The organism is Desulfobotulus pelophilus (assembly GCF_026155325.1).
Taxonomy (GTDB): Bacteria; Desulfobacterota; Desulfobacteria; order Desulfobacterales; family ASO4-4; genus Desulfobotulus; species Desulfobotulus pelophilus.
Genome location: NZ_JAPFPW010000013.1, coordinates 68,177 through 89,864 on the forward strand (window position 1 = coordinate 68,177; position 21,688 = coordinate 89,864).

Here is a 21,688-nt window from a genome sequence, read left to right on the forward strand (position 1 = left end):
CGGACGGGTTCCGGCACAGCCTGTATGAATTATCCGGTGCTGTCCGGCATAAGGCCGTAGCTTTTCAGTTTTTTATGCAGGGTTTTTCGGGTTATACCAAGCTGTCTGGCCGTTTCGCTTTTGTTACCGTCCAGTGCGTTCAGTGTCCGGATGATGGTGGCTTTTTCCACTTCTTCCAGAGGGAGAATCACCTCCGGACTTTCCTGCAGGGGAAGGGCCAGATCATCGGAGAAATCCGGAAGCAACAGAGAGGCTTCCAGAAAGGAACCGGTGGAAAGTACAACAGCCCTTTCCACGGCATTCATCAGTTCCCGAACGTTTCCCGGCCAGTTATGCCGCAGCATGCGGTCCATGGCCTGGGGTGAGAATCCTTTGATGTCTTTTCGGTTTTTTTCGGCAAACTGGCGGAGAAAGCGGTCCGCAAGAAGGGGAATATCTTCCCGTCTTTCCCGCAGGGCGGGCAGTCTCAGGGTCACAACATTGAGACGGTAATACAGATCTTCCCGGAAGCTGCCTTCTTTAACCATCTCCTCAAGGGGCACATTGGTAGCTGCCACCACCCGGACATCCAGTCGGATCACATCTTCACCGCCTACCCTTGTCAGTTCCCGTTCCTGAAGAACCCGCAGAAGCTTGGCCTGCATGCTCATGGGCATGGAGCTGATTTCATCCAGAAAGAGGGTGCCCCCGTGGGCCTGGACAAAGCGGCCCTCTTTCCGGCGTTCCGCACCCGTAAAAGCGCCTCTTTCATGGCCGAAAAGCTCGGATTCCAGAAGGGTTTCCGTGATGGCCGCACAGTTGATCTTGACAAATGGGCCACCCCTTCTCGGGCTGTTGTAATGGATGGCGCCAGCCACCAGTTCTTTACCCGTTCCGGATTCCCCCGTAACGAGAACCGTTGCTTCGGCAGGAGCGGCCTGGGTCAGGGTTTCCATAAGCTGGCGCATGGCAGGGCTGTTGCCCACGATGTTTCTGCGATCAAATAATTCTCCTGCCTGGGCTTTTAGTCTGTGATTTTCATCTTTCAGACGGACGTGCTCCATGGCCCGGATAAGGGTAATTTTGAGTTTTTCAAAATCCAGTGGCTTGGTGAGGTAGTCATAGGCCCCTTTTTTAAGGGCTTCCACAGCCGTGTCCACGGAGGCATAGGCCGTCATCAGAACAATGGGGATGGCCGGGTTGACCTTGCGGATGGCATCCAGGGCTTCAATACCGGACATACGAACCATGCGTATATCCATGAGAATGAGATCATAGGCCCTTTTTTCCACAGCCTGAAGGGCCGTATCCCCGTCATCGGCAGTGTGGGTTTCGTAGGCCCATCCTTTCACCATGGCTTCCAGCATGGTTCGGTGGGCATGGTCGTCATCAACGATGAGGATGGCAGGACGCATCCTGAATGTCCTTTCCGGAAAAAATAAGGGTAAAGGTACTGCCCTGCCCGGGTACGGAGGTAACCACGATTTTTCCGTGGTGGGCCTCCATGATATTATGGGCTATGGCAAGGCCTAAACCTGTACCTGATGATTTGGTGGTGAAGTAGGGGTCAAAAATATGGGGAAGGGTATGGTCATCCACTCCCTTGCCCGTATCTTTTATTTCAATGCGGACTTCCGTTTCGAGCACTTTGTCTTCAATGCTCAGGATACCGCCCTTATCCTTCATGGCATCAATGGCATTTAAAAATAAGTTCAAGAGTAGCTGGCGGATGCGATCTTCGTCAAGGCGCATGTGAAGTTCAGGGGAAATGCGGTTTTCCAGACGCACCCCGGCTGTGATGGCAAGGGAGCTGACAAGCTGCAGGGTGGCTTCGGCAAGATCATGTATGCGGGTGCAGCGGCAGGAAAGGACCACGGGTTTGGAAAAGTCGAGAAGCTGGCCCACAACCCGGTTCAGGCGGTCCACTTCCTGAATCATGATATCGGCTATGTTTCGTTCTTCCGCGCTGTCCGCATGCCGTTGACGGAAAAGGGTGGCAAACCCTTTAATAGAACTTAAAGGATTACGGATTTCATGGGCCACACCCGCGGCCAGCTTACCAACGGTAACGAGTCTCTGGTTGCGGAGAATTTCTTTTCTCAGGGCGTCAATTTCGGAAAGATCCCGGATCAGCAGCATGATGCCGCCGGGCTCGCCTTCGGTACCTGGAGAAATCCGGGACAGTGCTGCTTCGAGGCGCAGGGGTTTGTCTTCTGTAGCACAGGGGATTTCTCTGTAAAATCCCTCCGAATCCAGTATGGGGGAATGGAGGTCCGCGGAAAGAAGAAAATCGAAAAGAGGGGGGGGCAGTACCAGACGGGCAGGGGTGCCCGGTATGGGCGCTCGAATGCAGAGAAGCTTTTCGGCAAAGGGGTTGAGGGATTTTAGCATGAGTTCTTCGTCAAAAGCCATGACACCCATGGGCATATTTTCCACAAGATGGTTGGAAAAAGCCCGGACCCGGGAGAGGGTACTGCGGGTCAGCTGGTAACTCTGAAATAAAAGAATGAACACAATACCGGCAAAACCCACCAGAAGCATCATGCCGCTCATGAGCAGGGAGTGCCACATGTCCGATTCCCTGGCTCTTTCGATATTATGCATGTCCAGGCCGATAAAAATCATGAGTTTTTCCTGCTGCAGCCGGGGCATGGAAGCCATGGATGGGTCCAGGCCTGCCAGCAGGCGGAGCCGCTGATGAAGGAGGCTGTCTTCGTCCGGGTCAGGCAGGAAGGGCCGGTACACCTCAAATACCGGGGGGTTGTCTCCGTTCTGAAGAATACGCCAGTAGAGGATATTGCGGGTGAGTCCGGGGTCTTTGGTTTCGTGGGCCTGGGGTGAAGGAGGAAGGAGGCTCTGCTGAATCTGCATGCCCACGCTTTCGGGCTGACTGTGCGCAATAATGGTTCCGTTTTCCCGAATGACAAAAAGATAGCGTATATCCGGCTGACGGGCTGTTTCCTGGAGGAGATGCTGGAGGCGGAAGCCCTGCCATTGCGGCGTTGCTATACCCGTCCGGGTTCCGGCTTCAAAGGCCCGGATGAGGGCGGCACCTTTTTCCAGCAGAAGGCGGTAGGCACTTTCTTTTTGACTTTGGATGGTGTTGAAGGTGGCAAAACCCACCAGAGGGAACAGAACCAGAGAGGCACCGGCAACAACCCATGGAGGAAGGGAGATCCAGAAGCGGTTGGAGAAGATTTCAGCAGCTTTCATATGATAACAATCCCGTTGGCATTGTGGTTTCGTTCATCCGCCGGGATAAGGAGCAGCAAGTTTCAGACCAGAGTGAAAAACCGGGCTGTCAGCCTGGTTTTTGACGCAGGCATGGATAAAAAATAACCAGAAAGGATTGGCTGATGGTCTTGTATGGCTATTATTTATCCATGCCAAGGGCGTCCGGATTGCTCCCGAAGGATCAGGATGTTACCAGTCGGCTGAGATCCATGGATATATCCGTTAGCTGGCCTGCACCCATGTCAACTTTCTGGCCGTTATCGGAAAGCTTACGGCTGGTTTCCCGGATATCCCGGATGGCTTCGGTGATGGCAGCCGCACTGCGGGCATTGCCTCCCACGCGGTCGTTGACCTCACCTACCCCGGATGTGGCCTGGCTGATATGGCGGGCTATTTCCTGCATGGTAACGGACTGTTCTTCTACGGCAGAAGCGATGGCACCTACACCTTCATTGGCTTCATGGACGATTTTGGAAATGTCTTGAATATCGGAAATGCTTATGGCTGTGGCATCCTGTATTTCTTCAATCTGACGCCGGATATCGAGGGTTGCTTCGGCTGTCTGCCGGGCCAAAGTTTTGATTTCATTGGCTACAACGGCAAAGCCCTTACCGGCTTCTCCGGCACGGGCCGCTTCAATGGTAGCATTGAGGGCGAGGAGGTTGGTCTGTTCCGAAATTTCCGTAATTACTTCGGTGATGCGGCCGATGGCCTCCGCTCCCCTGCCCAGGGCGCGGATTTTTTCCGTGGAAAGGGTGGCTTTGCTGACGGCATCTTCGGTGACATGGCTGGCCTCCTGGCTGCTGCGGGCAATTTCACCGATGGTACTGGTCATTTCTTCTACGGCGGAGGCAATGGAGGCAAGGTTGGTTGTGGCCTGATCCATGGCTGCGGCCACCCCCTGAATATTATCACGCATGGAATTCACGGCATGGGTAACGCTTTCGGTTTTTTCAGAAAGAAGATCCGTATCATTGGCGGTTTCTCCGGAAATATCTTTGAGTTCCATGGCTGAATCTCCCAGCATATCGGCCTTTTCCTTCATGGAGTCAAAGATATCTTTCAGCTTTTTCCCCTGCTCTGCAATACGGGTTTTATCTTCAATGCTTTTCCAGTACCACCCGTGATTGTTGCGGGTGACCATAAGGAGCATGATGGAAAAAAAGAGTAGAAAGGCGGAAAGGGACAGGGATGTTTTGTCGCCCTGCATCAGACCCCAACCGATGATGGGACCGATGACAAGGACGATGAAAATAAGCGCGACGGAAAGTCTGGGGGACATGGAGGAACTGGCTCCGGCACCGAGGCCGCAGAGGGAGAGCAGGGCCAGAAGGGAAACCCAGTTCAGTCCATAGTGCTGCAGGGCCGTAAACCCCAGCGTACCCCAGGCAAAGGCAATGATATAATTACCGCAAAGAAACATTCTGTGCCAGAAAAGGGGCGACTCATCATAGGCTGTGGGGGTTTTTTTGGCCACAAAAAGGCGGATGGGCGTCAGGATCAGAACAAGGGCGCAGAGACTCCAGAAGAAAAGCGGCATATCCTGGTTAAGGGGTGTGAGGAGATAGAAAAGGATCAATCCCATGGGGTAGGAGGCAATGGAGGAGAGGGAGCGTGCCGCCAGTTCAAGGTCGGCTTCCTTTTTATGGATAATCATAAGATGTTTCAGGGTGTTATCTGCCTGTGTCATGGTTTTCTCCTGAGCGTTGATTCATAAATTGAATAAAATGACTTATGGCAAAATACCCCTGTGAGGGCAAGTCCTTTTATGAAAGGAAGGGGCCGGACCGCATCTTCTGCAGTCGGACCCCTTCCCATAAAGCATCCCTTGTTCTTTCTGAACAGTATTTACCGGCTGTTGAGGAAAAGAGACGGTCAGGTCCTGTTCTCAATATCCAGACGAAGGCCCGTATCTTCGGGGTGTTTTTTTCCTTTTTTCTGCCATGGAATACCCGTCATGAGCGCCTGCCAGGCCCATGGAGCCCAGGAAAGCACACGGCCTGCCAGCCAGAGAGCCCAGGCAAACATAAGAACCCGCCAGAAAAAAAGCGGCATGATCAGAACGCCGGCAGAGGGCAGGGTGCCTTCGCTGCGGTCAGCTGTCCAGCGCAGCAGTTCAGGATAGGATCCGTTTCCTGCAATCTGCATGTCCGGAATTCCCAGAAGTCCGTTGCGCACGGCTGCCAGGAGCAGCAAGGCCATGACCATCAGGAGGGCTCCCAGGCCGCACTGCCAGAAGTTATGGAGGGGCCCCATGGGTTGCTGCTGACGACCGCGCCAGGCAAATAGGAAAAATCCGCTTCCGATGATCAGGATGGCCAGTGGTGAAAGGGATACGAGTCCCAGACCAAGTAGTAGCCAGTCTCTTGTTTTTAAAGGGGATTTTTCGGCTTTAACGGCCATTATCGCCGTCAGCATCAGTACCAGAAAAACCCAGCCCCAGATGCGGACTCCCGGTCCCAGAAGCGGTCCGTGGGTCCAGAGGAGCCACTGGTTTTGATCCAGGTGAATCTCCTGCCGGATATTGGCGGTAGGCATTCCCATATCCATGGAGGGCATACGAATGGATGCAGGCAGAAAGCGGCGGCCTTGTTTTTCCGGCATCTCCCAGAGTATCCGGATCTGGTGGCTGCCCGGTGTCAGGGCGAGAAGCAGAGGTTCACGGCTGCCCGGAAGGGGCTGGGTTGTCCCATTGATTCTGATTTCTTTCAGCAAAGCATTCTCCGGTCCTTCCATGGGATGCAGAAAGGCTTTGCCGGACCGGATATGGGCTTCCAGTGTGAGACGCTGTCGGTCTTTTCCGGTTTCCAGCTTGAGAAAAAGATCTTCCGTGGTGAGGGTGGGGCCGGGAGCGGGATCCATCGCAGCCAGTGTCACTTCAAGAATCTGGCCGGGAAGGGGAGTCCAGACCAGGCCCCTTCCCGCGGCCACCGGAGCGGCTACCGTACCGGTGTACGCCAGGTGACGGTCCGTATGGGCCTGTACTTCCCATCTTTCTGCAAAATCCATGGTTTTCGGTGCAGACAGGCGGACGGTATCTTCTTCAGGCAGACGGCTTTCCCATACAATGCGCCGTGAAGGGCCGGGGATGGGAATTTCCGCATGACCATCCCGGACGGTGATGCCATCGGTGAGTACTGTTTCTCCGGGAATGAGGGGAATACGAAGGCGGCCGCTCAGTTCACCGGCATAGGGTCTCCGGATTTCCGAACGGACTTCCCAGTAGCGGTCCCGGCGGAGGGTCCGGTGTACTTCCACAAAGGGCCGTATTTGCGGACGTGCGGTTTCCGTTGAAACGGCCTTTTTATCCAGTACGGGAATGAGGGTGAGGCTGTCCTGAACTCTGCCGGATCCATCCAGTCCTTCGCTGGTCCAGCCGGGTGCCGTAAGCTGAAGGCTGTCCGGGGCCATGGGAAACCGGATCCGGATGGAGGAAGGGGGCAGCGAGCCCTGGATTTTCAGAGAATGAAGGCCTGGCTCCAGAAGAACATGGTGATTACCCTGCCAGAAGACAAGGGATGCGGGTTGGGCATTGATCCGTATTTCAGGCGGCTCCCCTGTCCCCTGCACCAGGGGGATGGGAAAGGCCAGTTTTCTGCCCGCATGGATCTCCATTTCCATGGAAAAGACCGGGCTGCTGCTGTCTGGTGCCGTCATGCGGAGAGTGGCGGCTCCGCTTCTGCCGCAGTTGGGGTCACACAGGTAAGATGTTGCCATTCGCTGTTTTAGCTCTTCCAGCAGATAGGCGGGAGGAAATTCTGTATGGGACCTTGCTCCCGCTGCCGGGAGGAGGAGAAGGAGGGCCATGGTAGCCGTGAGATTTTTGCCCGGAGAGGGGAGAGAATAGGGAAAACCTGCGGCGAGCCGCCCCAGTACGGCAATCACAAAGGCAACCCGGAGAAGGGCGGCCAGGGAGGCGGCAAAGGGAGGAATCAGATAGACATCAAGGGTGTGGGAAGAAGAAATAAAGCCGGTCTGTACAGGAACACTCCGCCATTGCCATGTGGGAGTTCCGGGGCCGGTCTGGGTAACGGCGGGAGGAGGCGGGCTTACCTTGTCTCCTGCAAACTCAATGGCTGCTACTTCACTTACATCCTGTGCGCTGCGCATGGTTCGGGCTTCAGGGGCCCTGGCATGCAGCGCTTCCTCCATCAGGGCTGTTTTTTGCAGCGCAGTCCGACTATGGGAGGGAGCTGGCAGGGCTCTTTCCAGTTTTTCCAGCTGGGGGTAAAGGGCGGTGCGGATCTGATCCGCTGCATAGGGCAGAGCCGTAAGCCCTGCTGCTGTCAGCAGAAGAATGTGGATTCCGGATAAAATAGCCAGGCCCGTAGAACGGGCAGGTCTGTGCTTGTGAGCATAGCTTCCCAGCGCTGCTGTGGCAGCCAGTCCGAACCAGAAGAAAAGGGGAAGGGGAAAGCTGTGATGAAAAAAACCGATGGCCAGACCGAAGCCAAGGCCCCATACCATGCCCCAGATGCGCAGGGCCACACCGGACAGCAGCATGAGAAAAAAGACATCCAGCAGACTCCACCGGGAGGTGAGGCTGGCATCCGCTGGTATGGTTCCTCCCCTGATAGCCGCCAGGTGCCACCCGGGGGGCAGATGCAGGGTGGTATCCATCTTTTCAAATGGGTGCTGCCATCCCAGGGGAAGAGAGTTGCCTGAGAAGCCTGTATCCATACGGCTTGTGGCAGCCATGGAAAGGGGACCCGGAGGAACTTCGATGCCTTGCATATGACCCTGTCGGGTAATGAGACGATCCTGCCCCTCCAGGGTTATGCGGCTGGGCAGCAGGGGGCCATGGGTATCCATGCCCATATAACGGCGATTATGAAGGGTGCCGCTGAGTCTGTCCTGAACGGTGGCCCCTCTACCGTCAAAGTCCAGCCATATATTTCTTGTTAGCAGCAGCTTATCTTCCGCAGGCTTCTGCCTGCTTTCACGGATCTGGATTTCAGGGTCTGTTTCAGGGGAAATCCTGTAGGCGGCATACTGCTTCCAGGCATCGGGCAGGGCTGTCTGTCTGGGATCAATGGAACGCCCTCCCGTAAGCTCTGCGCTTCTCAGTTCGGGTCTGGGAAGGAATACCCATAACTCCTCATGCTGTCTTTCCGGAAGCAAGAGTCTGCTTTCCGATCCGGAGAGAAGGTGAATGAGACGTATGGTGAAGTTGCCCGGACGCAGATCCATGATAAGGCCTTCATCCATACCGGGTTTCAGGGGCAGAGGGCTTTCTACAAGGACAAGGTTCCCGTTTTCGGGCATGGGGATGGGCAGTTTTTCCTGACGGGGACCTCCGGAAACCGCCAGCTGGATGATGGTTTCCATTTCCAGTGGATGGCCGTCGCTGATTTTTCGGAAAATACGCAGGTTCGTCTGTGTCTGGCCGGTTTCTTTCTGGTCGGACGTCGGAGCCTGAAGCCAGATACGGCCTCTCTCATCCCGGCGCAGATCCTTCCGTATGCTGCCGTTTTTACGGACTTCAACGAGAACCATTTCCTGAGGAAGGGCAAGGGTGTCCGGGATGCGGGGCCAGAAAAAATGCCCTTCTATGGTATGTTTACCGGGTTTGAGGTATAGTACTGGCCGGTTTTTTTCCAAAAGGACAGCATGGCTACGGCCATTAACCCGTACATTCCGGGGCATGAGCTGTGCCTCGCCGGGCAGGGGTACGGCGCTTTCAAACAGCACCTCCCAGACAGCTGAGAAGCGTGCCCCTCTGTTGTCCATATCTATTTTCAGGGTTTCAGGCCACAGGCACAGGGCCTGACTGGTGTGGGCGGAGGTGGCAGGGCATACCGCATGTTTGTCCTGGCTCTGTACCCATGGAATCCAGGGCTGGAGTATTTCGGGTACGGCTGCTTCCGGGGCTGTACGGGCCGGAGAGGCTGCTGGCCAGACAAGCATGAACAGAATAAGGCAGTAAAATGGCAGAAACGGAGTGGGCATTCGGTCTGTACGGGCAAGCATGGTTTCTCCTCCTGATGTTTCAGGGTTTTGCCGGGGGCTTTTTACCCTTTAAAAAAGCGTTTCTTTGGGCAGGACTTGCGAGGTTGAGGGAAAAGGAGCGGAAGCGGCCTGCGTGGTAAACGGCAGCGGGAACAGTTCCCGTGGCAGAGGGTGGATATTCCCATAGTATGAGGTCTCCTGCCGGATTGGTAAAACCTTCATCCCGGGTATGGAAAATTCCCCGGACCTGCTCCCACAGGGCAAGGCGCAGGGATAGAAGGGTTTCCCATCCATGGAGAACCTGAACTTCTTCTGTGGGGTGGATTTCATAAAGATAAAGGCTTTTATCCATATATCGCTGCAGCCATCTCACGGCGGAAAGGGGGCGACCCTGCTGCATATCCTGTATCAGTTTCTGTCTTCTGGCAATGGCTCTGGGCTCTCCGGTGAGGGGGACGCGACAGACAAGGCCCAGATCACCAATCGTTCTCAGGCGAACAAGAATCTGTTCCCAGGGGTGGCGTGCCGGTGCTTCGGGAATGAGCGAAGCATGGGGCCATGCAATGTTGATATCCTGCTGCAGCTGATGGATGGCTGGAATCCTTCGACTGGGTGTAAGAAGACGCAGGCTGTAGGTCATGGTCTTTCTTTCTTTTTCAGTAATTTATATACCATGTTTTTTGTTTTCGTAACAGATGGAAAGGGCGGGTTACAGGCGGGTGGAAGGATTGTCCAACCGTCAGCATTTCGCCGGTATTCTTTTCTGTTCTTGTAAAGTAAGGCTGCCTTCTCGTCAAATTCAGGTACTTGTGATATGCCCGGAGGCAGGAATTGACTTTGTTTTTTTGGCACAGGGTAGGGTCTTATCTGATCTCTGGTGCCCGGATGGCGGAATCCTGTATCCGGTTTTCCGTCATTAGGGTTGTAAGGAGGCCGTTTCTGCGGTAACAGGCCGGCCACCCCTGAGTGAATTAACAAAAGAGTTTCCATGCTGCCTGCCCTGAAACCAGGATGTTTTTTTGGTTGATACGATGTGGGCTGAAATATGGCAACAGAACGAATTGACTGCAAGACTGAATGGATGGAAAACCTAATGAAACAATACGGAATTGGCATGGATACCGGTGGGACCTATACGGATGCTGTCCTCATGGATCTGGAAACGGGTGAGGTGCTGGCCACGGCCAAAACGCCCACTACCCATGAGGATCTTCATGTCTGTCTGGGTCGGGCACTGGGATTGCTTCAGGAAGAAACGGTCTTTGATCCGGAAGCCGTCATGCGGGTTGCCGTATCCTCCACACTGGCAACCAACAGTATCGTGGAAGGGCAGGGGGCGGATGTGGGCCTTTTTGTCATCGGTCTGGATAAACACTTTGAGCTTCCCGTTGCTGCCATCCGGCAGGTGACAGGAGGCCATACGGTTCTGGGCGAGGAAGAAAACCCTCTGGATGTGGAAGGGCTTCTGGAGGGAGTTTTGTTTTTTCGGAATAAGGTGGATGCCTATGCCGTGATTGCAGCCATGAGTTTCGCCAATCCGGCCCATGAAAAGGTAGCCGCCAAGGCCATTCATATGGTGGATCCCAGGCCGGTTTTCTGTTCCCATGAAGTGAGTGACCGGCCCGGTTTTGAGGCAAGGGCTGCCACTACCGTACTCAATGCCCGTCTGATGCCGAAAATGCAGGCTTTTTTGCAGGGAGTTGGGCAAACGCTTGCCGACTATGGTTTGGAAAAGGGCCTGAGGGTTGTGCGGGGTGATGGTACCTGTATGGGGGCAGAAGAGGCCGTTCATCAGGCAGCCGGTACGGTGGCCAGCGGTCCTGCTGCAACGGCATGGTTTGGAGCGGGATCTGTGGCCTCGGGTGAAGCCCTTGTGGTGGATGTGGGGGGTACGACAACGGATATTACCCGTATCTGCCATGGACGTCCTCTGGTGGACCCCCATGGCAGCCGTATCGGTAATTGGGATACCCATGTACCGGCGGTTTCCATGGTTACGGTGGGTGTGGGGGGGGACTCTTTTGTCCGAACGGGCAGAGAAGGTCTGCTGGTGGGGCCGGAAAGGGCCACGCCACTGTGCAGGATGACGGACCTTCGGCCTCCTCAAGAATGGATGGATGCAAAAGAAAATGCTTCCTGCCTGCGGGCTGTGGATACGGGACATGGAGAGGATCCCTTGTGGCAACTGCTGCATGAAAAGGGGCCCATGGCTATGGGAGAGCTGGGCCGTGTGCTGGAACTCCCCGATGTTGTGCTCAGAGATCGCCTTGCTCCGGCTTTGCAGAAAGGGTGGATTGTGCGGGCGGGCTTTACGCCTACCGATGCTTTGTCTGTGCTGGGCATGCTGCCTTTCGGATCCCGGGAGGCTTCTGTTCTTGGGGCGGAAATTCTTGCCAGAGACCGGCAGATGGATGTGGACAGTTTTTGCAGGGCTGTTTTGCATCAGGTGTCCATGGTCATTGAGGATGCCATTGTGGATTTTCTTGTGCGCCTTGAAACCGGGAAAAGTTTTTCCGCTTTCTGGCCGGATCGCAGGAGTCATGGCTTTCTGGATGTGGGTTTTCGCTTGAAAGGACCCATTGTAGGGATTGGTGCCGCTGCTTCCCTGCTTCTGCCTGCAGTGGCCAGGTCGTTGGATGCGGAGTTGATTCTGCCGGAACACCATGGGGTGGGCAATGCCGTCGGTGCCCTTCGTATTGCCATGGACGGTTTGGCATGAAGGGATTTGATCTCATTTTTTTTTCTTTTTACAATCCTTTTTTTTTTGCAACAGCCGGGAATAGGGCAGGAACGCAATGATGAGTCAGATCGCTATGGATGAAGCACTGTTTTCCAGAGAGAATCTGTTCAGGGTCTTTGATAACCTGGATACGGGAATCGTTGCCCATGACACTTCCCGTCGTATTTTTGTGTTTAACAGGGAGGCGGAGAGGATTACGGGTTTTTCCAGGTCAGAAGTCATTGGAAAGGATTGTCATGAGGTTTTCGGGGCACCCCTCTGCGGAAGCCGCTGTTCTTTTTGCGATGGCCATGCTTTTCCGGGGGATCATGCAGCCTATCCTTTGAATCTTGTATCCCGGTCCGGTGAAGTGCTTCAGGTGGAGATGTCCGTAACGGCCATGAAACGGGCGGATGGATCACTCTGGGGTGTGCTGGCGGCCATGCGGGATGTGACGGATCTTTTCAATCTCCGGTTGAAGGCAGAGGATATGGGTCGTTTTTCCGGTATCATCGGTAATGACCCACGAATGCTGCAGATTTTTCAGCAGATACGGGATGTGTCCCAGTACGATTTTCCCGTTCATATTACGGGGGAAACGGGAACGGGTAAGGAGCTTGTGGCGGCTGCCATCCACAGTGAAAGCCGCAGGGCAGGTAAGCCTTTTGTCCCTGTGAACTGCGGTGCTCTCCCCGAAGGATTGATAGAGTCGGAGCTTTTCGGGCATGTGAGAGGTTCCTTTACCGGGGCCGTCCGGGATAAAAAGGGCCGTTTTGAGCTGGCCCATGGAGGGACTGTCTTTCTGGACGAAGTCGCCGAACTTTCCCGATACATGCAGGTGAAGCTGTTGCGTTTTCTGCAGGAAGGAACCTTTGAACGGGTCGGGGGTGAACAGACCATCAAGGTGGATACCCGGATTGTATCGGCAACCAATAAAAACTTAAAAAAAGAGGTTGCCAGAGGCGATTTTCGGGATGATCTTTATTATCGTCTGAATGTGGTTCCCATACAGCTGCCACCGCTGCGGGAGCGGCGCAATGATATCGCCCTGCTGGTGCATCATTTTATGGAGGAAGCGGCCCGTCAGTATCCCCATACGGCACCGCGCATGGCAAGGGATGCTTTGGGAATGCTCATGGATTACTCATGGCCGGGCAATGTGCGGGAGCTGCAGAATACGGTACGTTTTGCCATTGTAAAATCCGGCGGAGGAGAAATCACCCCGGCGGATCTGCCCCACGAAATCCGGGGGGAGGTAGCCTTGAAATCCAGGAGAGGGCCTGCCCGTAAGCTGGAACCGGATACGGTGGCACAGGTTCTGCTCCGGACCGATGGTAACAAGGCCAAGGCGGCCAAGTTGCTGGGTGTGGGCCGGGCGACCCTTTATCGTTTTTTAAAAGAGTATCCGGAGCTTTATACCGGCTAAGGGGGCGTATATGGGGCTTTTTTCACGATGGGCGGAAACTTTTTTCGGTAGGTCACGTACGGCTGCAGACTCTCAGGGCAGCAGGGATGGCAGCGACAGGAGTGCACCGCCATCTTCTTTTATGGGTACCCATTCTCCGGGAGGTTTGGAAATGAATGATGCGGGTGAGGAAAAGCAGGTCACTCTGTATTCCTTAAGCACATGTGGTCATTGTAAATCCACCAAAAGGCTTCTGAATGACTGCAGTGTGGCCTATTCCTTTACGGACGTGGATCTTCTGGATCAGGAAGAGCGCAGTCTGATTCTGGAACAGCTCAGGGAGCTCAATCCCCGCTGCTCTTTCCCCACCATTGTCATCAATGACAGGGTGATTGTGGGGTTTCGGGAAAATGAAATCAAGGAGGCATTGGGCTTATGACCATGACGGCGGAACAATTGTATGGCATGCTGCAGAAGACTCAGGAGGCCAGAGGTTATTTTTTTTCCAGAGACAGGATGAAGGTTATGGAGCTTCTGGAAGCCCTCCTGGTGAACAAAGACCGCTATGGTTATATGGCATGTCCATGCAGGCTGGCCTCGGGAGACAGGGAAAAGGACAGTGATATTCTCTGTCCCTGCGTATACAGGGAGCCGGATGTGGCAGAATTCGGGAGCTGTTACTGTAATCTTTATGTGTCCGAGGCATGGAATGAGGGTCGGGTTTCGGAAGTCTATGTGCCGGAGCGCAGGCCCGTGGAAAAAATGTTCTGAAGCCTTTTTTTGACAACAGGTCAGGCAAGTTGACGGGCTGATGGGAAACCGGGAGGACGGATCTTCGTTATCGGTCTGGTTTTTCCGCTGCAGCCCTGACAGGTTCTTTGTGCCGGTTCTCTGCGCCATGACCGTAGAAAATGTTTCTGAAATGAAAGGTTTTTGTTGGATGCTGCCGTGCATTTTCCGTAAAGGAAAGTGTGCGGTTTTTTTTATCTTGATTCTCCGCCGGAAGGGTCGTACAATTGTTTCATTCAAAAACAAAAGCAGGGTTACGGATTTTATTTCTGAAAGAGACATGTGTTTTTTTGGGAGGGACATGTATATCCTTTTCCGGGAGGTTTTGTATGGCGAAGCTGTGGAAAGTTCTGTGCCTGGTGAGTATGCTGGGGATGCTCGGTATGCCGGTGCTTGCGGGGGATGAAGAAGTATGGCAGTCCATTTTTAACAACATCCCTTCGGAAAAAGAAATTATTAAAAACGAGCTGCAGACGGGCAGACTGTACAACGCCACCGTGGTTTTTACGGTGGAGGGAGTACAGGGGGACAACGGTGTTTTAAGGGAAAGCGATACGATTGATTTGACACTGGAAGGAAGGGGCGTTGCCCCCATGAGTTTCCGGGGAACAAAGGAAGATCTGGTCATCTGGGCGGAAACTAACCGGACGGCACTGTTTAAGGCCGTTTTCGGTAATGCGCCGGATGTGGCGGCCAGTGGCATGACCAGCACCCAGTCTCTGGCCCAGTCGGCTTTCATGTCTTCGGTATACATGGCACCCAATACCCGTACAGGCATGGGCGCAGTGGCAACGGATTCTGGCGGAGCTGTTTCTTTTATTCCCGTGTCCAATAAGGATATCGTGATTTCCGGCCAGCATGACCGCATGAAAATAGGAGATGATAAGGCTACGGGTTCCAGCGGTATCATGGCCTATGAGTGGCGGTTCGGTGACTCCATGCGGCATTCAGCCGGTATTTCCATCCCATACAGACAGCTGGATGTGGATGATAGTCTGGATACGGAATACAAGCATGCCGCTATGATGCCTTTTTTCAAAAAACGCTGGTACCGTTCTAATGGTGTGCTGGAGTGGATGGTGAACGGAACCCTTGGAGTGACGTACCTGAAATCCAAGGTCTTTACGGACGGCGGAGGTTATCTGGAGTATGGTGGCGGTACGGGCATCCGGTACTCCCATGCCCTGACGGCCAATGCCATTGTGAATGCCGGTATCATGTACCAGGGGCTTAAAAAAGAAATCCCCAGCGATCTGGTTCCGGATGAGGTCCGCTGGATTTCCGATGCTCTGAATGATCTGCCATGGGAGCATAACGTGATTCCTTCGGTAGGCACCATTGTGAATCTGATGGATGGCAGGCTGACCCTTAAGGGAGAAGTTTTTCGGGTGCATCAGGTGCAGAATGAAGTGGTGGATGGTTATGAATATCAAACAGTTGTGTTTGGTATGGCAACCGTTCGTCCGTGGAGCTGGTTTTCCTGCTCTCTAGGATATAAGGAGTCTTTCGAGTTGAAAGATATTACGGACAGGTCCTACATTATCGATTTTACAATTACCTGGTAGACTGTCGGGATGGAGCATGGCTGTTCCCGGAACAAAACGGTTCGTATGGTTTCAGTGTGGAGAAAACAGCTTGTGAATCCTGTGGCGGAATCCAATCGCTGACATGATCGCTCCGAAGTGTCAGGATAAGGTGTGCAGAATAGTTGGGCCGGAAAATACAAGATGGTTGACAGTAAGGGAAGGCGGCCTTGGGTACGCCTTTTCTTTTTGGGAGCCGTTGGAAGGGAAGGCTAGGATGGAAGAAAAAAAAGGATTGCGTGTGGGTTTTGTGGGAGACTCCATTCTGTACGGATGGGCTGTTGCCCCGGAAGCGGCATGCTGGCGGGTATTCCAGGAGCTGGCAGGCATGAATGTGGTTTGTGATGGGGACGTCAATCCTCTGGCTCTTCCCGGTGGAACCTTGCCGGATCTTGTTACCCGCACGCCTCGGCTTGTGGCCCGGTACGGGCCTCAGCTTGTTTTTGTCTGCGCGGGAGCCAATCATTATGATGGTGATGGTACTCTGAGCTGGCCCTATGGCATGACGGAGGCAGAGTTGTTCCGGTTGTTTTACCGGCTTTTTGCTGATCTCACCCATGCGGGATGCAAGGTAGTATGGCTGGGCTTGCCCCCTTTTGAAGCCTGCGGTACGGATCAGGAAATCCCAAGAAATCTGTCACAAAGGATTGCCGGGTTCTGTGCCGATCAGATATGGGATAGCTGCTATGTTACGGATTGCATGATGCGGGATCCTTCCTGGAATGCGGGAGGAGGACGTTTTTATGATAATCTTGCCATGGATATCCATCCGAATACGGCAGGACAGGTTTGCATTGCGGAATGCTGTGCCGCCTGGTTGCGCCAGCAGAATGGGCTGTCGTGGTAACAGGAGAATGCTGTTGTGAACAGGAGGAAGAATGAAAAAGAAAGCGTTCCTGATACCGGGTGCTGCTTTTCTGTCGATACTGATGGGGCTAGCTGTTCTTTCTGTGTATGAACGCCGGAAGGCCGGAGAAGATTTCCGGCCTGAAATCATCATCGGTCGGGTTGCCCTGCCGGATTTATCCCTGTACCAGGGAGGAGAAAGCCTGGAGGTTCTTTTTGCCCGTGAAGGTTTGGGTAGTATGCAGGACAGTCGTTCGCCCTTGCCTCCGTCTGCAGGAGAGATATCTCTGGAATTGCCTGATTTTTCGGCTTATACGGATGTAAAAGAAAAAAAGAAAGCTTTTTTTCAATTCCTGCGCCCCATTGTGGAGCAGGAAAACTGGGCTGTTTTGAAAGAACGGGCCCGGGTTCTGGTCTTGTGGCAGCAGTTCCAGGAAAACAGGACTTTATCTGAAAAGGGACTTGAGCAACTGGAAACTCTGAGGGACAGGTACCGCGTGGAGGCTGCTCCCGAAGAAGGGGCTGCTTTTTTCAGGGAAATGCTCATGCGCATAGATGCCGTGCCTGTGCCTCTGGCACTGATTCAGGCTGCCAAGGAATCTGGCTGGGGAAGTTCCCATTTTGCGAGGGAAGGCAATAATCTTTTCGGCCAGTGGTGTTTTGAAAAGGGTTGCGGCATGGTTCCCAGGATGAGACCGGAAGGGGCTATCCATGAGGTGCAGATCTTCGGAGATGTGGCAGAGGCTGTCCGGGCCTATCTCTGGAATCTGAATACCCACAGCGCCTATGAGGAGGTCCGGATGCGTCGTTACCGGATGCGTATGGAGAAAAAGGAACTTGATGGCCGATTTCTGGCGGGTGGTCTGGAGAAATATTCGGAACGGGGCATGGAATATGTAAGAATTCTTCGCCGAATGATCCGGGCCAATGAAAGTTTCATGGGTTTTGACAGGCCGGATGTCTGAGGAAGTCTGTTCCCAGCTGCAGAAGATTCGTTTTTTTGCTGCCGTAAAGAAGAAGATGTTTTTTTGTCATCAGGACAGAAGTGTTCAGGAAGCGCTGGTAAGATCATGCAGCCATTAATCCCCGGAGTCTGATTCGGGAAGGACCCATGAGTAGGTATACCAGAACCATTCCGATCCATCTTTAGACGGGGCTGTTATCGTATAGAGTGTGCGTCTCGGATTCAGTCTGTCGCTGGCGCGAACCCTTAGTGTCAGGCCGTCCGGACGGTTTTCCTTTTCTATGGTGCAGTTTTTTTGGCCGCTGACAAAGCATTGCAGGCCATCGGTGCGGATTCTGTCATTTTGGATGGAAAGGGTGAGAACAGGCGGATTGTCTCCTGTGATAAGGGGCGTTGTGGGGCTTGCCTTGACCACACCAAGGGCATTCATTCGTATTTTTTCCGTGAAACCTGTGATTGTTCCATAGGTGAGATTCATGGGAAAGCGGGGCAGTGCAAAACGATTGCTTCCGGCAAAGACGACCCCGGACCGCTGGGCTGCGGCAGCCCGATAACCGTGTTTTTTCAGAATGTTCATCATCTCTTCGGTGTATTCCCCAAAGGGATAGGCGTAAAGGTCGGGAATGTTTGTAAGGTGTTGTTTAAATATTTCGTGGGATTGGGTGAGATCGGCTTCAAAGGCATTGGCAATTTTTTCTGTCGGATGGTTCAGAAAATAGTCGTGGGAGTGGGAGTGATTACCGATTTCAAAACCTTTGTTCTGTAGTTGCCGGATTTGTTCCCAGTTGAGGTAGTTCCTGCCGCCCACATACCGGGTGGCGATAAAAAGGGTGGCAGGATAGCCGTATTTTTCCAGAAGTGGCAGGCCATGCTCCCATACGGAAAGGTACCCGTCGTCAATGGTGATGCAAGCCGTCTTTTGGGGCAGGTTATGCCCGGCATCCAGACGCTGCAGAGCTTCTCCCAGGGTGATTACGGTGTAGCGGTTGGCTTTCAGGTAGGCAAGGTGCTCCTGAAATTGTGTTGTGGATACACTGGTAGAGGGGTACTGGTTCTCCATACCGAAATGGTGATACATGAAAATTCGTATCTGCGGGTCTGCATTTCTTTCGGAAACAACCGTTTCCGGAGAATTCGCCCATGCCGGTCCGTTGAGAAAAAAAAGCATCAGAATGATAGGCAGCCATGTCTTCTGGTTCATCCGGGCCTCCTTTGAGATACGTCAGCTATGATCCTGCCAGTGTAATGATAGGCCCTTGTCTGCCGCAAGCTTTTTTGGGTCTCGCTGACCGATAGCCCTGTGCTGTCGGTTCTTTGTAACAGAAAAGAGAGCAGGTATTTTGTGTGTGTATGCTGGTATGCCGCATACTCGGTCCATAAGAAGGTTCTTCAGTCTTTGATAAAAACTAAAAAGAATTTATGGCAGCCGAAGTCGTTGGCAGGTATTGGAAAAAGACATATGGAATTGCCATAATCTGGCAGGCAGTAAAGATGCAGGGAGTGGGTTCCAAAGCAACCGTTTTTTAAAAGAGGTTACTCTATCCGTTGACCCTGCCTAAAAAAACAGATCCTGAAAGCCTGTATCTGGCTTTTAGGATCTGTAGGGATTTCAAATGGTACCGGAGGAGAGACTCGAACTCTCAAGGGCATAAGCCCGGCGGATTTTGAGTCCGCTGCGTCTACCAATTCCACCACTCCGGCATCTGAGTTGCATTTTTTAGAGCAAAGCCTTTTTTTTGTCAATGACTTTAGCATTTTCCCGCAAGCGCCCGGAAAATTTTATCCGCAGAGAGGGCTCCCTCCCTCAGAATAAGGGGGGGGGAAGATGTGGCATCCACCACTGTGGACCCCGGACCTCCGTGGAGGATACCGGCGTCGAGTACGCAATCGGCGGTTGTGATCAGTTCCGGGGAGAGATCCTGCAGAGAGGATACGCCGGGCTGGCCGGAAAGATTGGCACTGGTTCCAGTGATAGGTCCTCCTGCAGCGCGGACAAGGGCTGCTGCCACGGGATGTTCCGGTATGCGGATACCGATTTTGCCCGTTCCTGCGGTAAGGCCTGCCGGAAGATGGCTCTTGGCTTTTAGTACCAGAGTGAGCCGTCCCGGCCAGAAAGATTTCATAAGCAGGCTGGCTTCGTCGGAGACATCTTTCACGTGGGACATCACCGATGCAAGATCGGCGGCCAGAATGAGCAGGGGATTATTTCCCGGCCTGCCTTTAGCCTTGAAGACCTTTTCTATGGCCATGGGGCGGAGAGCATCCACGCCCATGCCATACAGGCAGAAGGTGGGAAAGATTACAAGCCCTCCTGCCCGGATGCGGAGGGCTGCCTGTTCTATTTCTGCCGCACTGGGATGATACGAATTACCACAATGCGGCCCGTTCGGTAGTAAGGGTATATCAGGGGACAAGGGTTCTGGCCTTTTCTTCAACTTTGTCTGCCATTTCTTTTTTGAAGGCCGTAAGTTTTGCGGCCAGTTCCGCGTCGGCAATGGCCAGCATCTGTACGGCCAGAATGCCCGCATTGTACGCTCCTGGTTTGCCGATGGCTACGGTGGCCACGGGGACTCCGGGGGGCATCTGTACTGTGGACAGGAGGGCATCCAGGCCCTGCAGGGCAGAGGAGTCAATGGGAACTCCGATGATGGGCAAGGTGGTCCCTGCAGCCATGGCACCTGCGAGGTGGGCGGCATGGCCTGCACCGGCAATGATAACGCCCATCCCTTTTTCCCGGGCAGAGGATGCAAAGAGGGCCGCTTTTTCGGGGGTTCTGTGGGCAGAAGCAATGGTCATCTCATAAGGGACATCAAATTTTTTGAGTACGCTTACCACTTCCATCATGACTGGAAGGTCGGAGTCGCTGCCCATGACAATGCCCACTCTGGGAGCACGGTCCTGTTTTTCAATGGCTTTCATGGCAATATCCTTTCGATAATGACAGTTGGTAAATGAAATACGGGAAACGGCTCTGTAGGCATTGGCTGCAGCCTGCTCCACACTATCTCCCAGAGAAGTGACACCCAGAACCCGTCCACCGCTGGAGACAACGGCACCCTGACCCGTGGTGGTGCCCGCATGGAAAACCACCGTATCCGGAAGCGATGCCGCCTCTCCAAGACCCCGAATGATTTCTCCTCTGGTATAGCTGCCCGGATAACCGCCTGCTGCCATGACCACACAGACGGCAGCTCTGGGGTCCACCTTCAGGGAGCAGGTGTGCAGGCGTTCTTCCACCACGGCTTCCATGAGTGTAATGATGTCGGACTGAATGCGCATCATGAGGGGCTGGGTTTCGGGATCGCCGAAGCGGGCGTTGAACTCCAGTACTCTGATCTGATCTCTGTGGATCATCATTCCCGCATAGAGGACTCCCTTGAACGGGCGGCCTTCCGCAGCCATGGCTCTGACGGCGGGTTCCAGTACTTCTTTTGTTATTTTACGCTGCATAAAAAGATCCACCACGGGTGCAGGGGAATAGGCACCCATGCCACCGGTGTTGGGGCCTTTATCATCGTCATAAACCGCTTTATGATCCTGAGAAGAAGGGAGGATCAGGATGCTTTTTCCGTCCGTCAGAGCGATGATGGAAGCTTCTTCGCCTTCCAGTCTTTCTTCCACAAGGATGGTGGTACCTGCTTCACCAAAGGCTTTTTCTCCGAGCATGTTCTGTATGGCTTTTTCTGCTTCCTCCATATGGAAACAGACGACAACCCCTTTACCTGCTGCGAGACCGTCGGCCTTGATGACAACCTGGCCATTCAGGCTGCGGGCAAAGGTCAGTGCCTGATTTTTATCCGTAAAACTTTGTCCCTTTGCCGTAGGGATGCCGTAACGGACCATGATATTTTTGGCAAAGGCCTTAGAGGCTTCAAGCTCTGCTGCTTTTGCCGAAGGGCCGAATATTTTGAGGCCAGCAGCCTCAAAAGCATCCACAATACCTGCGGCAAGAGGCACTTCGGGACCAACAACGGTAAGGTCAATGGCATGGGAAAGGGCAAAACTTTTTAATTCATCAATGGCATCGGCGGCAATGTCCACGCACTCGGCCAGACCGGCTATGCCGGGATTTCCTGGAGCGCAGTAAATTTTCCGGACTCTGGAACTCTGGCTGATTTTCCAGATAAGGGCGTGTTCTCTGCCGCCACCCCCCACAACAAGTATATTCATGACGTCTCCTTATGGACCGGTTTTTCGTATAAAAAAGCTCTGGTTTGCAC

16 protein-coding genes and 1 tRNA gene are annotated in these 21,688 nt (G+C 53.6%); 7 read left to right on the plus strand and 10 right to left on the minus strand.

Annotated elements, in window-relative coordinates; translation table 11 throughout:
- Positions 1-29 precede the first annotated feature (29 nt).
- The 6 genes from OOT00_RS11575 to OOT00_RS11600 form a co-directional block, all read right to left on the minus strand.
- Positions 30-1,394 carry a sigma-54-dependent transcriptional regulator gene (locus tag OOT00_RS11575; protein WP_265425536.1) on the minus strand — a complete coding sequence of 455 codons (1,365 nt, stop codon included), beginning with the start codon at positions 1,392-1,394 and terminating at the stop codon, positions 30-32.
- Complete coding sequence (locus tag OOT00_RS11580) at positions 1,369-3,192, minus strand: ATP-binding protein (RefSeq protein WP_265425537.1); 1,824 nt, start codon at positions 3,190-3,192, stop codon at positions 1,369-1,371. The genes OOT00_RS11575 and OOT00_RS11580 overlap by 26 nt, the downstream gene beginning before the upstream one ends.
- 202 nt (positions 3,193-3,394) lie before the next feature.
- On the minus strand, positions 3,395-4,903 hold the full coding sequence (locus OOT00_RS11585) for a methyl-accepting chemotaxis protein (protein ID WP_265425538.1): 1,509 nt from the start codon (positions 4,901-4,903) through the stop codon (positions 3,395-3,397).
- 185 nt (positions 4,904-5,088) lie between these two features.
- A complete protein-coding gene (locus OOT00_RS11590) occupies positions 5,089-9,183 on the minus strand; it encodes a hypothetical protein (protein WP_265425539.1) in 4,095 nt (1,364 codons plus the stop codon).
- A 19-nt stretch (positions 9,184-9,202) separates the two neighbouring features.
- Entirely contained in the window at positions 9,203-9,802 is a 600-nt protein-coding gene (locus tag OOT00_RS11595) for a hypothetical protein (RefSeq protein ID WP_265425540.1), read from the minus strand.
- Positions 9,799-10,152, minus strand: coding sequence for a hypothetical protein (locus OOT00_RS11600; protein WP_265425541.1), 354 nt, complete (start codon positions 10,150-10,152; stop codon positions 9,799-9,801). Before OOT00_RS11600 ends, OOT00_RS11595 begins: the two co-directional genes overlap by 4 nt.
- A gap of 103 nt (positions 10,153-10,255) precedes the next feature.
- Between OOT00_RS11600 and OOT00_RS11605 the strand changes: the two genes are divergently transcribed.
- From OOT00_RS11605 to OOT00_RS11635, 7 genes are all read left to right on the plus strand, one after another.
- The gene (locus tag OOT00_RS11605) at positions 10,256-11,881 is read left to right on the plus strand and encodes a hydantoinase/oxoprolinase family protein (protein WP_265425542.1); all 1,626 of its coding nucleotides are present in this window, start codon (positions 10,256-10,258) and stop codon (positions 11,879-11,881) included.
- Between the two features lie 76 nt (positions 11,882-11,957).
- Positions 11,958-13,307, plus strand: a complete 1,350-nt coding sequence (locus tag OOT00_RS11610) for a sigma-54 interaction domain-containing protein (RefSeq protein ID WP_265425543.1) — start codon at positions 11,958-11,960, stop codon at positions 13,305-13,307.
- 10 nt (positions 13,308-13,317) lie between these two features.
- Positions 13,318-13,725, plus strand: a complete 408-nt coding sequence (locus OOT00_RS11615) for a glutaredoxin family protein (protein ID WP_368407597.1) — start codon at positions 13,318-13,320, stop codon at positions 13,723-13,725.
- A gap of 2 nt (positions 13,726-13,727) precedes the next feature.
- Positions 13,728-14,057: a ferredoxin-thioredoxin reductase catalytic domain-containing protein gene (locus tag OOT00_RS11620; protein WP_265425561.1), complete on the plus strand. Its 330-nt coding sequence runs from the start codon at positions 13,728-13,730 to the stop codon at positions 14,055-14,057.
- Positions 14,058-14,404: 347 nt separating this feature from the next.
- Entirely contained in the window at positions 14,405-15,640 is a 1,236-nt protein-coding gene (locus OOT00_RS11625) for a hypothetical protein (protein WP_265425544.1), read from the plus strand.
- 235 nt (positions 15,641-15,875) lie between these two features.
- Positions 15,876-16,505 carry an SGNH/GDSL hydrolase family protein gene (locus OOT00_RS11630; RefSeq protein ID WP_265425545.1) on the plus strand — a complete coding sequence of 210 codons (630 nt, stop codon included), beginning with the start codon at positions 15,876-15,878 and terminating at the stop codon, positions 16,503-16,505.
- Between the two features lie 31 nt (positions 16,506-16,536).
- Complete coding sequence (locus tag OOT00_RS11635; RefSeq protein ID WP_265425546.1) at positions 16,537-17,469, plus strand: glucosaminidase domain-containing protein; 933 nt, start codon at positions 16,537-16,539, stop codon at positions 17,467-17,469.
- A 114-nt stretch (positions 17,470-17,583) separates the two neighbouring features.
- On the opposite strand, the gene OOT00_RS11640 is transcribed toward OOT00_RS11635, so the two are convergent.
- The 4 genes from OOT00_RS11640 to purD form a co-directional block, all read right to left on the minus strand.
- Positions 17,584-18,669, minus strand: coding sequence for a polysaccharide deacetylase family protein (locus tag OOT00_RS11640; protein WP_265425547.1), 1,086 nt, complete (start codon positions 18,667-18,669; stop codon positions 17,584-17,586).
- A 413-nt stretch (positions 18,670-19,082) separates the two neighbouring features.
- Positions 19,083-19,169: transfer RNA gene (locus tag OOT00_RS11645), tRNA-Leu, on the minus strand.
- Positions 19,170-19,216: 47 nt separating this feature from the next.
- Positions 19,217-19,882 carry an L-threonylcarbamoyladenylate synthase gene (locus OOT00_RS11650; RefSeq protein ID WP_265425548.1) on the minus strand — a complete coding sequence of 222 codons (666 nt, stop codon included), beginning with the start codon at positions 19,880-19,882 and terminating at the stop codon, positions 19,217-19,219.
- A complete protein-coding gene (gene purD, locus OOT00_RS11655) occupies positions 19,872-21,638 on the minus strand; it encodes a phosphoribosylamine--glycine ligase (protein WP_265425549.1) in 1,767 nt (588 codons plus the stop codon). Before purD ends, OOT00_RS11650 begins: the two co-directional genes overlap by 11 nt.
- Positions 21,639-21,688: the final 50 nt, after the last annotated feature.

Coding starts and splice junctions, on each gene's coding strand:
- OOT00_RS11575 (WP_265425536.1), bottom strand. CDS start 1,394: ATGCGTCCTGCCATCCTCATCGTTGATGACGACCATGCCCACCGAACC.
- OOT00_RS11580 (WP_265425537.1), bottom strand. CDS start 3,192: ATGAAAGCTGCTGAAATCTTCTCCAACCGCTTCTGGATCTCCCTTCCT.
- OOT00_RS11585 (WP_265425538.1), bottom strand. CDS start 4,903: ATGACACAGGCAGATAACACCCTGAAACATCTTATGATTATCCATAAA.
- OOT00_RS11590 (WP_265425539.1), bottom strand. CDS start 9,183: ATGCTTGCCCGTACAGACCGAATGCCCACTCCGTTTCTGCCATTTTAC.
- OOT00_RS11595 (WP_265425540.1), bottom strand. CDS start 9,802: ATGACCTACAGCCTGCGTCTTCTTACACCCAGTCGAAGGATTCCAGCC.
- OOT00_RS11600 (WP_265425541.1), bottom strand. CDS start 10,152: ATGGAAACTCTTTTGTTAATTCACTCAGGGGTGGCCGGCCTGTTACCG.
- OOT00_RS11605 (WP_265425542.1), top strand. CDS start 10,256: ATGAAACAATACGGAATTGGCATGGATACCGGTGGGACCTATACGGAT.
- OOT00_RS11610 (WP_265425543.1), top strand. CDS start 11,958: ATGATGAGTCAGATCGCTATGGATGAAGCACTGTTTTCCAGAGAGAAT.
- OOT00_RS11615 (WP_368407597.1), top strand. CDS start 13,318: ATGGGGCTTTTTTCACGATGGGCGGAAACTTTTTTCGGTAGGTCACGT.
- OOT00_RS11620 (WP_265425561.1), top strand. CDS start 13,728: ATGACGGCGGAACAATTGTATGGCATGCTGCAGAAGACTCAGGAGGCC.
- OOT00_RS11625 (WP_265425544.1), top strand. CDS start 14,405: ATGGCGAAGCTGTGGAAAGTTCTGTGCCTGGTGAGTATGCTGGGGATG.
- OOT00_RS11630 (WP_265425545.1), top strand. CDS start 15,876: ATGGAAGAAAAAAAAGGATTGCGTGTGGGTTTTGTGGGAGACTCCATT.
- OOT00_RS11635 (WP_265425546.1), top strand. CDS start 16,537: ATGAAAAAGAAAGCGTTCCTGATACCGGGTGCTGCTTTTCTGTCGATA.
- OOT00_RS11640 (WP_265425547.1), bottom strand. CDS start 18,669: ATGAACCAGAAGACATGGCTGCCTATCATTCTGATGCTTTTTTTTCTC.
- purD (WP_265425549.1), bottom strand. CDS start 21,638: ATGAATATACTTGTTGTGGGGGGTGGCGGCAGAGAACACGCCCTTATC.